Source organism: Stenotrophomonas sp. STEN046 (genome assembly GCF_056759755.1).
In genome coordinates this window covers 1-15,399 of sequence record NZ_JBRRDR010000012.1, presented here as the reverse complement: position 1 = coordinate 15,399, position 15,399 = coordinate 1, and the positions used below count along the sequence as shown (strand labels likewise).

Sequence of the window (15,399 nt, the reverse complement as noted above, 5' to 3'; positions counted from 1 at the left end):
GGGGATGCCATGGACAGCAGGGAAACCGAGGGCGCCTATGGCGATGTGCCGGCGCTGCAGGGCATTGATGTACACGATGCGCCACGCAGTGAGCCGGCGACCGACTGGTCGCTGATACCGCTCACGCGCAGCGATGATGATTCGGCGGTCATGGGCGCGTTGCGGCGGATGCGCCGCGAGCCGGCGCTGTTGTTCAGCAGTGCCTACCTGCTGGTGTCGCTGCTGGGGCTCTGGTGCAGTTACTGGTTCTATCGTGGCTTCGCGCTGTCGATCCTCGATTACATGCAGCCCAGTGATTTCCTGGTGGCCGGCATCCGTGATCCCGCCTATGTGCTGCTGTTGGCGCTGGGCGTGCTGCTGGTGCTGCTGGTCAGCTGGCCGGAAACGCTGCGCCTGCGCAATGCGGCGAAGCTGGAGCAGTTGCGTGCGCGCAACCGGATGTGGCGGCTGGTGCTGTCGCGCTCACTGCTGACCAGTTGGGATGTGCTGGGGCTGCGTCCGTTGACGGCGATGACGTTGGCCGTGGCGGCATTCATGGCGGTGGGCGCGGCCAACTATGTGCAGGTGCGCGGCGCGCAGGTCCGTGAGCATGGACATGGTGAGGTGGTGCGCGTGCAGCTCACCGGAGACCCGATGCCTTTGCCGGGCACCGCGCGCCTGCTGGGGTCCAGCAGCGCGTTCCTGTTTGTATGGTGGCCACAGCAACGGCGGGCCGAGGCGATCCCAATTGCCGCAGTACGCAGGGTGCAGGCCGTTGATGTAGCGGCGCAACCACCGTCTGCTGGCAAGGGCGCAGCGGCGCGTTGAGTGCGGGAGCGCTGCCGCGGGTGGTGATGCTGCCGGGGCTGGACGGCACCGGCAGCATGTCGGTGCGCTTCCTGTCGGCATTGCAGGCCCATGGACTGACCGTGCAGGCGATCGCGCTGCCGGTACAGGGTCCGCAGGATTACCCCGCGCTTGCGCAGTGGGTGTTGCCACAGCTGCCACGCGCACCGTTCGTGCTGCTTGCCGAATCATTCTCGGGCCCGTTGGCTATTGAACTCGCCGCGCGGCAGCCGCCCGCACTGCATGGGCTGGTGCTGGCCGCCACGTTCGCGCGTCGGCCGGTGCCGTTGCCTGCGGCCAGCGCAGCAATGCTGTCACCGGCCTGGCCGATGCCGCCGTTGGCGCTGCTGGCACGCCTGCTGCTGGGCCGGTGGCACGACCACGAACACCGGTTGTTGCTGCGCGATGCCTTGGCCCAGGTTCCAACGGGCACACTGCGGCAGCGTGCCGCTGCGACGCTGCGCGTGGACGTGCGAAGCGTGCTGAGCCGCATCGCAGTGCCCACGCTGTGCCTGCAGGCGCGCCAGGACCGTCTGCTGTGGCCGCCAAGCGTGTCTGAACTGCTGGCGCTGCTGCCGGACGCACGGCACGTCGCGCTGGAAGGGCCGCATCTGCTGCTGCAGGCCCGCGCCGAACCGGCCGCCGCCGTGGTGGCCGGTTGGGTGAAGGCGCTGCCGCCCGTGGATTAGCCTCGGGCAGGCGGGTGCACGGCCTTCTTTGCGGTCTTGCGCCCGCTGCCGCTGCGCTTGCCACCGCCGTCCTGCTTGTTCACGGTGGCCCAGGCGATGCGCTCGGCGGTGCCTTCGCTGGCCCCACGCGCGCGTTCGCTGTGCTCGATGTGCTCGGCCTGGCGCTTCTGCTTGTCGGTGTAGGCGTTCTTGTCACCCCGGGGCATGTCGGTTCTCCTGTCGATCGATCAGGCCAGCAGGCGCAGCTTCGGCTCGCGTGCCCACTGCCGGTTGGCGGCAGCAGCCAGGAAGGCCTTGCTGTCGCTGGCCGCTACGATGCCGGCATCCTTGCCCACGCGCGCCGCCTTCAACAGCGGCTGCGCGCCGTCGTCACTGGCAATGGCCTTCAGGTGTGCCCATGCATCGCTGACGAAACCGACCGCCGCTGCTTCCTTGGCCAGCGACTTGCCGGCGTCGGCGCTCAGCACTACCGCCACCGCATCGAAGACCACCGAGGGTGTGCCGGCGAGCTGCCCATCGGCAGCCTGCAACTTGCCGTCGCTGAGTGTCGCGCCACCGACCTTCGGTGCCACCAGCTTGACGCTGGCACCGGCCTTTTCAGCCGTCTTGCGCAGGCTGGCGATGAGCCGGGCATCGGAGCCTTCGTCGAACAGGATGCCGATACAGCGGCCCTGCAGTGTGCTCCTGTTGCGGCCGATCACCCGCACTTCCGGCACCGCCGGCATGTCGCGCGCCGGTGTGGCCGTTGGCGCCGGGTCGGGCAGGGCGGGCAGGGCCAGGCCATCGGCAACGCGTCGGGCCAGCGCCTCATCGATGTTGCGCAGGTGGCTGATCGTGCGCACGCGCACCTTTTCCGTTTCCACTTTCGACAGCTCGAATACCAGCGCGGAGGCAAGATGTGCCTGTTCGGGTTTTTCCAGGCTGCGGAAGAACGCGCGCGCCTGGCTGTAGTGGTCGGCGAAGCTCTCGGCGCGGGTGCGGCCCTTGCGTCCATCGTCGGCGCTGGCGTGGCTGCTGAACCCGGTGGGCGTTTCGCGCGGGCTGTCCTCCTGCAGTGAACTGGGGTCGTAGGCCACCCGGCCCTTGGGCACCTGCATCTGCATGTGGCCATCGCGCTGGTGGTTGGCGAACGGGCACTTCGGTGCGTTCACCGGTATCTGGTTGAAGTTCGGCCCACCCAGCCGCAGCAGCTGCGTGTCCAGGTAGGAGAACAGGCGCCCCTGCAGCAGTGGATCGTTGCTGAAGTCGATGCCCGGCGGCACGTTGGCCGGGCAGAACGCTACCTGCTCGGTCTCGGCGAAGAAATTGTCCGGCCAGCGGTCCAGCACCATGCGCCCGATCACCTGCAACGGCACCAGCGATTCGGGGATGATCTTGGTCGGGTCCAGATGGTCGAACGGGAATTTCTCCGCATCCGCTTCGCTGAACAGCTGCACGGCCAGCTCCCACTCCGGGAAGTCACCGCGCTGGATCGCTTCGAACAGGTCGCGGCGATGGAAGTCGTTGTCGGCGGCCTGCAGCTTCAGTGCTTCGTCCCACACGGTGGACTGGATGCCCAGCTTCGGCCGCCAGTGGAACTTGACGAATGTCGATGCGCCATCCTCGTCAAGCAGGCGGTAACTGTGCACGCCAAAGCCTTCGATCATCCGCAGCGAACGCGGAATGGCACGGTCACTCATGGCCCACATGATCATGTGCATCGATTCGGGCATCAGCGAGATGAAGTCCCAGAACGTGTCATGCGCACTGGCAGCCTGCGGGAAGGCGCGGTCCGGTTCCATCTTCACCGCGTGCACCAGGTCGGGAAACTTCATCGCATCCTGGATGAAGAACACCGGGATGTTGTTGCCGACCAGGTCCCAGTTGCCTTCGCTGGTATAGAACTTCACCGCAAAGCCGCGCACGTCGCGCGGCGTATCCACCGAACCGGCGCCGCCGGCCACGGTGGAGAAGCGGGTGAACACCGGCGTCTTTACCCCGACGTCGCCGAGGATCTTCGCGCGCGTCAGCTTGCGCAGCGACCGGGTCAGTTCGAAGTAGCCGTGCGCCGCACTGCCACGGGCATGCACGATGCGCTCGGGAATGCGCTCATGGTCGAAGTGGGTGATCTTCTCGCGCAGGATGAAATCTTCCAGCAGGCTCGGCCCGCGCGGTCCCTGCCGCAGCGAGTTCTGGTTGTCGGCCACGGCCAGGCCCTGGTTGGTGGTCAGCACCGGATGACTGCCGCCGGCCAGCTGATGCAGTTCATCGCCCTGGCCGCGGCTGTCGCGGTAGGTGGGGGTGGCGGGGGCGCGCTTGCCGGTCGGCTTGCTGGCGGCCATGGACGGTCTCCTGGGGCGGGTAGGGGCAGACCCTGACACTGGCGCCGGTCGCGTTAAACCCAGGTCCCGTGGGAGTGAACGCACAGGGAAATCGGCGGCTCGGGTATGCTTGCCGCATGCGAGTCGAACCCGCCGACATCGAAGCCCTGTTCGACGCCATTCCGGACGTGCTGTTCTTCATGAAGGACCGCCAGGGCCGCTACACCTACGTCAACCAGACCATGCTGCGACGGCTGGGGCTGCGTGCGCGCAAGGACGTGATCGGGCGCACCGCCGCCGAGATCTACCCGACCGGGCTGAGCGCCGACTACGTCGACCAGGACGCCCGGGTGCTGTCCGGTGAGGTGATCGAGAACCTGATGGAGCTGCACCTGTTCGCCAACCGCGAACCGGGCTGGTGCCTGACCTGCAAGCGCCCGCTGCTGGTGGACGGCCAGATCGAGGGGCTGATCGGCATTTCCCGCGACCTGGGCCAGAAGGACAGCCTCGGCGCACAGTACGAGCAGCTGCGGCTGGCGCTGGCCCATCTCAATGCGCACTACGCCGAGAACGTGCGCATGCAGACCCTGCTGGACATCACCGGTTTCTCGCTTTCCAAGCTGGAGCGCAGTTTCCGCAAGGTGTTCCAGATGACCCCGCAGCAGGTGCTGACCCGCCTGCGGATCCAGATGGCCATGCACCTGCTGCACGGCAACGAGAGCATCGCCTGCATCGGCCAGGCCTGCGGCTTCAGCGATCAGAGCGCGTTCACCCGCAAGTTCAAGGCCGAAACCGGTTTCTCGCCGCGCGCCTACCGGGCCCGTATCGGCGACAGCATCGGCGAGCCGGTACCGGCCTGAGTTTCCTGCTGCGCTGTGCCTATCCCGGCGGCCGCCGGACACTGTAAGGTGACGCCCCTGTAGCCGCCGCCAGCCCTGCCGATGCCCGCCACCCCCAATTCCAGCACCTCGCCCTCCCGCCTCGGCCATTCGCTCAAGCCGCGGCAGCTGATCATGATGGGCCTGGGCAGCGCGATCGGCGCCGGCCTGTTCCTGGGTTCGGGCGTGGGTGTGCAGGCGGCCGGTCCGGCGGTGCTGGTGTCCTACCTGGTGGCCGGTGCGCTGGTGATCATCGTGATGAACGCACTGGGCGAGATGGCGGCGGCCAAGCCCACCAGTGGCGCGTTTTCGGTCTATGCAGCCGATGCCATGGGCGCCACCGCCGGGGCCACCGTGGGCTGGCTGTGGTGGGTGCAGCTGGTGATCGTGATCGCCGCCGAAGCGGTGGGTGCGGCCGGCCTGCTGGCCACGGTCTGGCCGGTGGTGCCGGTGCCGATGGCGGCGCTGGCCTTCATGCTGTTCTTCACTGCCATCAACCTGCTCGGGGTGAAGAACTTCGGCGAGTTCGAGTTCTGGTTCGCGATCCTCAAGGTGGCGGCGATCCTTGCCTTCATCGCTGTCGGTATTGCCCTGCTGATGGGCTGGCTGCCGCAGGTGGCGTCGCCGGGGCTGAGCAATTTCACCGAGCATGGTGGCTTCGCACCGAAGGGACTGGCCGGCATCGGCGCGGCCCTGCTGGTTGTCGTGTTTGCCTTCGGTGGCACTGAGATCGTCGCTGTCGCCGCTGCTGAAACCGAAGACCCGGAGCGCAGCATCGCCCGCGCCATCCGCACCGTGGCCTGGCGCATCCTGGTGTTCTACATCGGTTCGCTCAGCGTCATCATCGCGGTGGTGCCGTGGACCAGTGAAGCCCTGAAGTCGCCGTTTGCCGCCGTTCTGGATGTGGCCAACATTCCCGGTGCAGCCACCGCCATCACCCTGATCGCGGTGATCGCGCTGCTGTCGGCGCTCAATGCCAACCTCTACGGTGCCTCGCGCATGATGTACTCGCTGGCACAGCGCCGCGAGGCACCGGCAGTACTGGGCTGGACCGACCCGCGCCAGGTGCCGGTGATCGCCGTGCTGGCCAGCGTGCTGTTCGGCTTCGCCGCCACGGTGATGGAACTGCTGTTCCCGGACAAGGTACTGCCGGTGCTGCTGAACATCGTCGGCTCCACCTGCCTGCTGGTGTGGACGCTGTCGCTGGTTTCGCAGCTGGTGCTGCGCCGCCGTGCCGACCGCCTGGGCACCCGCCTGCCGTTCCGCATGGCCGGCTTCCCGTGGTTGACCGTGATCGGTCTGGCCGTGCTGGCGCTGATCTTCGGCCTGCTGCTGAGCGAATCGCACACCCGCCTGCAATTCCTGTCGATGGTGGCGCTGACGGCAACCATCGCCGCCAGCAGCGCCATCGCCCGGCGCCTGCGCGAGGCCTGATCGATGCCGCCGGGCATGGCCCGGCGCCACCGATACACCCTGCGCACATGCGCCCTGCCATGCTGACCGTGTGGGTCGTCACCGGCCCCTCGACCAGGAGCACCGCATGCTGCGCAGCCGCCCCTTCCTGATGTTCACCGGCCAGGCCGAAGCGGCGCTGGCGCTGTACGCCGAAGCCTTTTCCGATTTCCGCCTGCTGGCCCTGCAGCGCCATTCCGAAGGCGCAGGCGCAGGTGTGCCGGGCCAGGTGCGCCAGGCCATCTTCGTGCTGGGCGGTACCCACTACCTGTGCTTTGACAGCCTGGATGTGCACGCCTTCACCTTCACCCCCTCCCTGTCGCTGTTTGTGGAGTTCGCCAGCGCCGAGCAGCTTGATCGTGCCGCGCGCGTGCTGGGCGACGGAGGGCATTGGCTGATGCCTCTCGGCGAACATGATTTCAGCAGCCGCTACGGCTGGGTGCAGGATCGCTTCGGCGTCTCGTGGCAGCTGAGCCTGGGGCAGATGCCGGACCCGTGATGCGTTCTGCCGCTGCGCTCGCCGGGCATGGCCCGGCGCTACCGGTAAACGAATACGGCCCGCTTGCGCGGGCCGTTCCGTTGCCAGGGCGACGAAGGCTTATGCCTCCACTTCATCATCCTTGTAGGCGTCGACCGGGATGCACGCACACATCACGTTCTTGTCGCCGTACACGTTGTCCACGCGTGCCACCGGCGGCCAGTACTTCTGCAGCTTCAGGCTCGGCAGCGGGAACGCTGCCAGTTCACGCGGGTAGGCGTGGGTCCACTCGCTGGCGGTCACCGCAGTGGCGGTGTGCGGCGCGTTCTTCAGCGGGTTGTCCTCGCGGTCCAGGCGGCCGTCTTCGATCGCGGTGATCTCTTCACGGATCTGGATCATCGCGTCGATGAAGCGGTCCAGTTCGTGCAGCGATTCGCTCTCGGTCGGCTCGACCATCAGCGTGCCGGCCACCGGGAAGCTCAGCGTCGGGGCATGGAAGCCGAAGTCGATCAGGCGCTTGGCCACGTCCTCGGCGCCGATGCCGCTGGTCTTCTCCAGCGGACGCACGTCCAGGATGCACTCGTGCGCGACCAGGCCATTGCGGCCGGTGTACAGGGTCTTGAAGTGCGGGGCCAGGCGCTTGGCGATGTAGTTGGCGTTGAGCTGGGCGACCTGGGTCGCCTTGCGCAGGCCTTCGGTGCCCATCATCGCGATGTACATCCAGCTGATCGGCAGGATAGAGGCGCTGCCGAAGCTGGCCGCGCTGACCATGCCGACCGGGCCGTTGTCACCCAGCTTGCCCGGCAGGAACGGAGCCAGGTGCTCCTTGACCGCACACGGGCCAACGCCCGGGCCGCCGCCGCCGTGCGGGATGCAGAAGGTCTTGTGCAGGTTCAGGTGGGAAACGTCCGAACCCCACTTGCCCGGCTTGGCCACGCCGACCAGGGCGTTCATGTTGGCACCGTCGGTGTACACCTGGCCGCCGTGCTTGTGGATGATCTCGCAGATCTCCACCACTTCTTCCTCGAACACGCCGTGCGTGGACGGGTAGGTCATCATGATCGCGGCCAGGCGGTCGCTGTACTTCTCGGCATTGAGGCGGATGTCTTCCACATCGACATTGCCGTTGGCGTCGGTCTTGGTCACCACCACCTTCATGCCGCACATCTGTGCCGAGGCCGGGTTGGTGCCGTGCGCCGAATCCGGGATCAGGCAGATGTCACGATGGTCTTCGCCGCGCGAGCGATGGTAGGCACGGATCGCCAGCAGGCCGGCGTACTCGCCCTGCGCGCCGGAGTTCGGCTGCAGGCTCACCGCGTCGTAGCCGGTGCACTCGACCAGCATCGCTTCCAGCGACTCGATCAGTTCCTTGTAGCCCAGCGCCTGCTCGGCCGGCACCAGCGGATGGATCTGCGAGAACTCCGGCCAGGTCACCGGGATCATCTCGGCGGTGGCATTGAGCTTCATCGTGCACGAGCCCAGCGGGATCATCGTGCGGTCCATCGCCAGGTCCTTGTCGGCCAGCGAACGCAGGTAGCGCAGCAGTTCGTGCTCGCTGTGGTGGGTGTTGAACACCGGGTGGGTCAGGAACTCAGACTGGCGCAGCAGGCCGGCCGGCAGCGCGTCGGCGGTGCTGGCATCCAGTGCGTCCACATCCAGCGAAGCGCCGAACACCGACGCCACGGCCACGATGTCGGCGCGGGTGGTGGTTTCGTCCAAGCTGATGCCGACCGAGTCGCTGTCGATCGCACGCAGGTTGTAACCGGCGGCACGGGCCTTGGCGTGGATCTCATCGGCGTGCACGCCGGTGACATGCAGGGTGTCGAAGAAGTCGCCACCGACCTGCACGCCGGCACTGCGCAGCGCGCTGGCAAGGATCGAGGCCAGGCGGTGGGTGCGGCGGGCGATGCGGGTCAGGCCTTCCGGGCCGTGGTAGACGGCATACATCGAGGCCATCACCGCCAGCAGCACCTGCGCGGTGCAGATGTTGGAGGTGGCCTTCTCGCGACGGATGTGCTGCTCGCGGGTCTGCAGGGTCAGGCGGTAGGCCGGGTTGCCCTGTGCGTCGATCGACACGCCGATCAGGCGGCCCGGCATCGAACGCTTGTAGGCATCACGGCAGGCCATGAACGCAGCGTGCGGGCCACCGAAGCCGAACGGCACGCCGAAACGCTGGCTGTTGCCGACCACGATGTCCGCGCCCCATTCACCGGGTGCAGCCAGCAGGGTCAGCGCCAGCAGATCGGTGGCCACGGCCACCAGGCCGCCGCGTGCGTGCACGGCATCGACCAGCGCCTTGTAGTCGCCGACCTGGCCGAAGGTATCCGGGTACTGCAGCAGCAGGCCGAAGCCGTCCGCTTCCAGCGCTTCGGCCGGCGTACCCACGCGCAGCACGATGCCGAGCGGTTCTGCGCGCGTGCGCAGCAGTTCCAGCGTCTGCGGGTGCACAGCGTCGTGCACGAAGAAGGTGTCCGACTTCGACTTGGCTGAACGCTTGGCCAGGGTCATCGCTTCGGCCGCGGCGGTCGCTTCGTCCAGCAGCGAGGCGTTGGCGATTTCCATGCCGGTCAGGTCGGCGCACAGGGTCTGGAAGTTGATCAGCGCTTCCATGCGGCCCTGCGAGATTTCCGCCTGGTACGGGGTGTAGGCGGTGTACCAGGCCGGATTTTCCAGGATGTTGCGCAGGATCACGTTCGGCGTGTGGGTACCGTAGTAGCCCTGGCCGATGAAGCTGCGCAGCACGGTGTTCTTGTCGGCGATCGCGCGGATCTTGGCCAGCGCCTGCACTTCGGTGATCGACTCCGGCAGCGCCAGCGGTGCCGGCGACTTGATCTTGGCCGGCACGATGGCATCGGTCATCGCATCCAGCGAGGCGTGGCCGATGACGCCGAGCATCTGCGCGATCTCCGCATCGTTGGGGCCGATGTGGCGCTCGACGAAGGCCGAATGATGCTCGAGCTCACGCAGGGAAGGGGTGTTCTGGGACATGGCGAAGGATCCGTCAGGAAAGGGCACACGCACGGGCACAAGCCGCCGGTCGGCGGTCTGCGGGCGCCCCTCTGTCCTTTTGCCTGAGAGTTTAAAAGCGCGGCGGACCGCAGCTTCGTGCCCCTTCGGCGCCGGATCGAACCGGTCTCTCCAGAGTTCTGTTACGGGTGGTATCGGGCCTGAGCGATTACGGGCGTTGCGCCTTCGGCAGCGGTGTTCCGCTTCTCCCACCGTGTTGCCCGCCGATTATAGCCCGTTGCCGCTGCCCGACGGTGGCCTTTTGCGGCCCTGTGGGGCTGAATGGCCGATGGCCCGGGCGTGCGTTTTGTGCAGCTGTGCATGGCGCCGGGCGCATTACCCACCTATGATGGCCGGATTCTCGTATTCATCTGGCGCCGTCCCTGCTGCAGGGGATCGGCGCCCGCCGTGCGTGCCGCGCATGGCCCTGCCGGACGCTTGCCCGATGACCGCCGCTGTTGCTCCTTCCACCCGCCGCATGGCCCTGCTGCTCGCCGGCCTTGCCATGTTCGGTCCGTTCTCGATCGACACCATCTTTCCTGCGTTCCCGCAGCTGGCCGAGCGCCTGGCGGTGGACGAGGTCGCCGTGCAGCAGACCATCAGCGTGTACCTGCTGTTCTACGGCCTGATGAGCCTTGCACATGGCCCGCTGTCCGATGCCTGGGGCCGCAAGCGGGTGATCCTGGGGGGGCTGGTGGTGTTCGTCGGCGCCTCGGTGGGCTGTGCACTGTCCACCGACCTGACCACGCTGCTGGCCTTCCGCGCGCTGCAGGGCCTGTCGGCCGGCGTGGGCATGATCGTCGGGCGCGCCGTCATCCGCGACCTGTACCACGGCCACGATGCCCAGCGGCTGATGAGCCAGGTGTCGATGCTGTTCGGCATCGCTCCGGCCATCGCGCCGATCATTGGCGGCTGGATCCTGCTCAGTGGCGCCGGTTGGCCGCTGATCTTCTGGTTCCTGGTGGTGTTCTCGCTGGTGCTGCTGGCGGCCACGGCGCGGTTCCTGCCGGAAACCCATCCGCCACACGCGCGGGTGGGGTTGTCCCCGCGCACGCTGATGCGCGATTACGTGCGCATCGGCTTCAACCCGCGTTTCCTGCGCCTGGCGCTGGCCGGCAGCATCGGCTTCGGCGGCATCTTCCTGTACATCTCCTCGGCGCCGGCCATCGTGATGCAGCACCTGCACCTGGGTGAGGGCGGGTTTGCGTGGTTGTTCATTCCCACCATCGGCGGCATGACCACCGGTTCGTTCCTGTCCGGGCGCATGGCCGGGCACAGCACACCGACCCGCCAGGTTTCCATCGGGTTCACCCTGTGTGCGCTGTCTGCACTGCTGAACATCGGTTACGTCAGCCTGGCGCCGCAGTTCGCACTGCCCTGGGCGGTGATGCCGATCTTCCTGGGTGGCATGGGCATGGCGTTGATCTTCCCGATCCTGGCGCTGGCCGTGCTGGACATGTACCCCCAGCAGCGCGGCCTGGCCTCGTCGCTGCAGGCGTTCGTGCAGCTGATGATCAGCACGGTGGTGGCCGGCCTTGTGTCGCCGCTGCTGCACGGTAGTCCGCTGCACTTGGCGCTGGGCCAGGCCGGTTTCTTCGCCGCAGGCTTCGTGTTCTGGTACTGGGAGCACCGGCGCGAGCGTGCATCGCAGGCAGTGGGCACGGCGTAACGGGCAGCATGCAGGGGTAGGGCAGGCCGGCAGGCCTGCAAGGCCCGGCAACGGGCAGCAACCGGACTAGGCTGGGGATTCCAGCCAGCCGGTACGTGGATGCACGACAGCCAGCCAATCCGATGTCGTTGCATGAGGTACCCCCATGGCTGCACAGCAGACCTACCGCCTGTTCGAGGTGGCGCTGAAGGAGCGCCGCGTCCTTTCTCCTTCGCTGGACCGCATGGTGTTCACCGGCGTCGACGTGGCGGGGATGAAGACCGAGGGGCCGGACCAGCGGATCAAGGTGTTTTTCCCCTTGCCCGGCCAGCAGGTGCCGGAAGTGCCCCGCGGCGAGGACTGGTACCGGCGCTACCGCACGTTGCCCGACAGCCTGCGGCCGCCGATGCGCACCTACACCATCCGCCAGCTGCGCGCCGATCAATGCGAAGTGGACGTGGATTTCGTCCTGCACGGTGAAACCGGCCCGGCCTCGCGTTGGGCCATCCACGCACGGCCGGGTGACCGCGTCGTGCTGTTGGCCCCCGATGCCGAGTGCGCTGACAGCAGCGAAGGCTGGGAGTGGAAGCCACCGGCGGGCGTTGGCCAGGTGCTGCTGGTGGCCGACGAAACCGCCCTGCCGGCCGTGGCAGGCATTCTCGAGGAGCTGGCCGGGCTGGCCAATCCGCCGCGCGCACTGGCCCTGCTGGAGGTTGCCCAGGCCGGTGACGCGGTGCCGTTGAAGGCACCACCCGGCGCCGAGCTGGTGTGGCTGCCACGCGGGCAGTCCACGCATGGCCAGCCACTGCTGCAGGCGGTGCAGGCCCGGCTGGCATCGGCCTCGACCGTGGCCGATGGGGATGCGCTGGACGAGATCGACGTGGATACGCAGATCCTGTGGGAACAGGCCGATGCCGCTGCCAGCGGGGCGCTGTACGCCTGGGTGGCGGGCGAGGCCGGGGCGGTGATGGCGATCCGCCGCCACCTGCTGCGCGACTGTGGACTGGACCGCGGCATGGCCACTTTCATGGGCTACTGGCGGCACGGACGGGTGCTGGATTGAGGGTGCCTCCAGCGCTGCGTGAACCGGGGCGGGGGCGCGCTGGGTTATCCTTGCGCCCCCGCAACGCAAGCCCCATCGATGTCCACCTCTTCCAAATCCCGCCGCGACCAGCGCCGTCGCCAGGAACAGCAGGCCGCCAACAAGGCCGCCGCCACCGCCTCGCCCGTTGAGCCGCATGCCGAGCTGCGCGACATGCAGCGCACGCTGCTGGCCGGTATCGTCCGCCGCGACGGCGAATGGGTGCTGGGCATGGATGGCCGCATTGCCGGGCAGAGTGACAGCGCCGCGCAGGTGCTGTCGCTGATCATGCAGGCGGGTGAACTGCACGAGCGCAATGGCACGCCGGTGCGGTTGGTGTACTCCGACGCGCTGCGCGATGCGGCGCAGGCCGAGGCCAACGCGAAGGGGCAGACCTTCGATGAATTCAAGGCCGAACTGGCCGCGCAGCTGGCGGCGAAGAAGAACAACTGAAGGCCTGCGGCAACCACCGCGCCTGGACTGATTGCACCGCCAGGCATGGCCCGGCGCTACCGGAACGAAAAGGGCGGATCCTTGCGGATCCGCCCTTTTTTCATTTTGCCGCCGGGGCCGCGCTGGCCTGCCAGCCGCACATCTGGCCTTCGTTCTGCTGCTTCAACCAGGCATTGACCGGGCTGAAGTATTCAATCATCGGGCCGGCATCCAGCTTGTCGTTGCCGGTCAGCTCCTTCAGCGTGGCCTGCCACGGCTGGCTGGCACCCTTGCTCAGCATCGCCCAGTACTTCTGGCCGGCTTCCTTGTTGCCGTAGAAGGTGCACTCGTGCAGCGGGCCCTTGTAGCCGGAGGCATCGCACAGGCCCTTGTAGAACTGGAACTGCAGGATGCGCGCCAGGAAGTAGCGGGTATAGGGCGTGTTGCCCGGCACATGGTACTTCGCACCCGGGTCGAAGAATTCCTCACCCCGCGCGCCGGCCGGGGCCACGCCCTGGTATTTGGCCTTCAGGTCCCACCAGGCCTTGTTGTAGTTGTCCGGGGTGATCGAGCCATCGAACACGCCCCAGCGCCAGCGGTCGATCATCAGCCCGAACGGCAGGAACGACACGCCCGACAACGCCATGCGCATCTGGTTGTTGATGACCGCCTCGCGGCTCTCGCTCGGTGCGTCGACCAGGCCGATGGAGCTCAGGTACTTCGGCGTCATCGCCAGCACGATGGTGTCGCCGATCGCTTCGTGGAAGCCATCATTGGCACCGCCCTGGAACAACGGCGGCAGCGGGTTGTAGGCCAGGTCGTAATAGATGTGGCCCAGCTCGTGGTAGATGGTGGTGAAGTTCTCTTCGTTCGGCTTGATGCACATCTTGGTGCGCACATCGCCTTCCATGTTCATGTCCCAGGCGCTGGCGTGGCAGACCACGTCGCGGTCATCGGGCTTGATGAACTGGGTCTTGTCCCAGTAGGACTGCGGCAGCGACGGCATGCCCAGCGACACGTAGAAGTCCTGCGCGCGCTCGGTCATCTGCTTGGCGGTACGCAGCTCGGCTTCACGCTGTGCCTTGTACTGCGCGGCCACGTTGGCGTCCTTGCCGGCCTTGGCCAGCGCCGCGCTCAGGTTGGTCTGGTACTGCTTTTCCAGCGCTGCGGTGATGTCCAGGCTGCCGGCGCCCGGGTAGGGTTCCAGCTGGTCCCAGAGGTTGGACCAGTCCTGCTGCCACATGTTGCCCAGCAGATGCGCGGCGATCAGGCCGTCGCCCACTTCGGCCTTGTCCTTGCCGTAGGTCTTGTCCAGCTTGCCGCGCGCGTAGCAGTGCAGCTGCTCGTACATCGGCTTGACCTGTTCCCACAGGCGGTCGGTTTCCGGCCCGATCTGTTCCGGCGGCATGTCGTAGCCGCTGCGCCACATCTGGCCGGCATCGGTGAAGCCCATGCCCTTGGCGCCTTCGTTCACCAGGCTGACGAACTGCTGGTAGTCGCCACGCATGTTCTTGGTGGTGCTGTGCCAGCCCTGCCAGGCATCGAGCTGCTTGTCGTAGTCGCGGCTGCGCGCCAGCACCTGTTCCAGCTCGCCCAGCTGGCGGCACGAGTTCGGATCGTTGGCATCGGTGCAGTACTTGCCCGCGCCGTAGCTGCCTTCCATGCGGGTGGCGATCTGGGTCAGCTCGGCCAGCTTGGCCGGGTCGCGCGGTGCCGGCATCGAGGACATCAGCTTCAGCAGATGGATCGCGCGCTTGCTGTCCTCGCTCATCGGCTTGCCATCGAACTTGCCGGCCTGCTCGATCCAGCTGTTGAGCTGGGTGAGCGAACGCTCATTGGCCTTGGCCGCGATACGTTCGGAATCACTGTTGATGTAGGTGGAAGACAGCCACTGTGCCGAGGTCATCTCCGGGTAGGCCGCCTTGAACTCGGCATTGATGCGGGCCACGAACTGGTCGGCGGTTTCGCCGGCCGGTGCGCTGCTGCTGGCGGTATCGGTGCCGGGTGCTGCTTCCTTCTTGCAGGCAGCCAGGGCCAGCGTGGCGGTGGCGATTGCCGCAGCCAGCAGGAGATGACGGTGTTTCACGGGCGGTCCTTGGGTGGTGAACGACCGCCGAAGGCTAGTGGGCAGGCGCTGCCACCGCAAGTGGCAAAGGTCGGCAGGGCTGCGCCCTGCACCCGCAGAGGCCTTCAAGCAACGGCAAAAGCAACGCCAACAGCGGGGATTCCGTGGGATGGCGGGGCGGTGTGGACTTGCAGGACACGCCGTAAACCCCCAGTCCGGCCCAGCCGCTGGCGGCTGTGCGTTCGGGCGCTTGCGAAGCAGTGCTCCGCAAGCAAAGCGCCCTCACCCATGGGGGCTCGATGGCGCCATCCATGGCACCAACGGTCCTGCAAGCCCACACCGCCCCACCTCTGACACATCCCGGCAGCTGTTGGTAGGTGTCGACCTTGGTCGACACATCTGTCAGGTATCGACAATCAAAATGGAGTCGTTCCATCCGATCGCGGAAAACTGTCGAAGGCGGGGTGGGTCCGGTTGAGGGGGCGTGAGCCGCATGGATGCGGCGACCGAGCTTACATGGACGTACTTGCAGCGTCCCCCTCAAC

Annotated in this window: 12 protein-coding genes and 1 riboswitch; of the genes, 8 read left to right on the top strand and 4 right to left on the bottom strand. The window is 67.0% G+C overall.

Features of this window, described 5'->3' with window-relative positions:
• Positions 1-9: 9 nt before the first annotated feature.
• On the top strand, positions 10-807 hold the full coding sequence (locus ACVOLJ_RS08170; protein WP_475279966.1) for a hypothetical protein: 798 nt from the start codon (positions 10-12) through the stop codon (positions 805-807).
• Positions 804-1,514 carry an alpha/beta fold hydrolase gene (locus tag ACVOLJ_RS08165; RefSeq protein WP_481563884.1) on the top strand — a complete coding sequence of 237 codons (711 nt, stop codon included), beginning with the start codon at positions 804-806 and terminating at the stop codon, positions 1,512-1,514. Before ACVOLJ_RS08170 ends, ACVOLJ_RS08165 begins: the two co-directional genes overlap by 4 nt.
• On the opposite strand, the gene ACVOLJ_RS08160 is transcribed toward ACVOLJ_RS08165, so the two are convergent.
• Together ACVOLJ_RS08160 and ACVOLJ_RS08155 are read right to left on the bottom strand one after the other, a co-directional pair.
• Positions 1,511-1,720, bottom strand: coding sequence for a hypothetical protein (locus ACVOLJ_RS08160; RefSeq protein ID WP_475279964.1), 210 nt, complete (start codon positions 1,718-1,720; stop codon positions 1,511-1,513). The genes ACVOLJ_RS08165 and ACVOLJ_RS08160 overlap by 4 nt on opposite strands.
• Before the next feature lie 21 nt (positions 1,721-1,741).
• Entirely contained in the window at positions 1,742-3,835 is a 2,094-nt protein-coding gene (locus tag ACVOLJ_RS08155; protein ID WP_481563883.1) for a catalase, read from the bottom strand.
• Between the two features lie 116 nt (positions 3,836-3,951).
• On the opposite strand from ACVOLJ_RS08155, the gene ACVOLJ_RS08150 reads away from it, so the two are divergent.
• The 3 genes from ACVOLJ_RS08150 to ACVOLJ_RS08140 all read left to right on the top strand — a co-directional run bounded on the left by ACVOLJ_RS08150 (position 3,952) and on the right by ACVOLJ_RS08140 (position 6,643).
• A complete protein-coding gene (locus ACVOLJ_RS08150; RefSeq protein WP_475279962.1) occupies positions 3,952-4,674 on the top strand; it encodes a PAS domain-containing protein in 723 nt (240 codons plus the stop codon).
• An 81-nt stretch (positions 4,675-4,755) separates the two neighbouring features.
• On the top strand, positions 4,756-6,126 hold the full coding sequence (locus ACVOLJ_RS08145; protein WP_475279961.1) for an amino acid permease: 1,371 nt from the start codon (positions 4,756-4,758) through the stop codon (positions 6,124-6,126).
• A gap of 106 nt (positions 6,127-6,232) precedes the next feature.
• Positions 6,233-6,643 (top strand): VOC family protein, encoded by a 411-nt coding sequence (locus ACVOLJ_RS08140; protein WP_475279960.1) that lies wholly within the window; start codon positions 6,233-6,235, stop codon positions 6,641-6,643.
• A 99-nt stretch (positions 6,644-6,742) separates the two neighbouring features.
• Here the strand turns inward: ACVOLJ_RS08140 and gcvP are convergent, their stop codons facing one another.
• Positions 6,743-9,610, bottom strand: a complete 2,868-nt coding sequence (gcvP, locus tag ACVOLJ_RS08135) for an aminomethyl-transferring glycine dehydrogenase (RefSeq protein ID WP_481563882.1) — start codon at positions 9,608-9,610, stop codon at positions 6,743-6,745.
• A gap of 61 nt (positions 9,611-9,671) precedes the next feature.
• Positions 9,672-9,774, bottom strand: a riboswitch (glycine riboswitch).
• Between the two features lie 299 nt (positions 9,775-10,073).
• On the opposite strand from gcvP, the gene ACVOLJ_RS08130 reads away from it, so the two are divergent.
• The 3 genes from ACVOLJ_RS08130 (at position 10,074) to ACVOLJ_RS08120 (ending at position 12,810) form a co-directional block, all read left to right on the top strand.
• The gene (locus tag ACVOLJ_RS08130; RefSeq protein WP_475279958.1) at positions 10,074-11,297 is read left to right on the top strand and encodes a multidrug effflux MFS transporter; all 1,224 of its coding nucleotides are present in this window, start codon (positions 10,074-10,076) and stop codon (positions 11,295-11,297) included.
• 145 nt (positions 11,298-11,442) lie between these two features.
• Complete coding sequence (locus tag ACVOLJ_RS08125; RefSeq protein ID WP_481563881.1) at positions 11,443-12,339, top strand: siderophore-interacting protein; 897 nt, start codon at positions 11,443-11,445, stop codon at positions 12,337-12,339.
• A gap of 78 nt (positions 12,340-12,417) precedes the next feature.
• Positions 12,418-12,810, top strand: a complete 393-nt coding sequence (locus ACVOLJ_RS08120) for a hypothetical protein (RefSeq protein ID WP_475279956.1) — start codon at positions 12,418-12,420, stop codon at positions 12,808-12,810.
• 100 nt (positions 12,811-12,910) lie between these two features.
• Here ACVOLJ_RS08120 and ACVOLJ_RS08115 read toward each other — a convergent pair whose 3' ends face one another.
• Positions 12,911-14,875, bottom strand: coding sequence for a M2 family metallopeptidase (locus tag ACVOLJ_RS08115; protein ID WP_475279955.1), 1,965 nt, complete (start codon positions 14,873-14,875; stop codon positions 12,911-12,913).
• Positions 14,876-15,399: the final 524 nt, after the last annotated feature.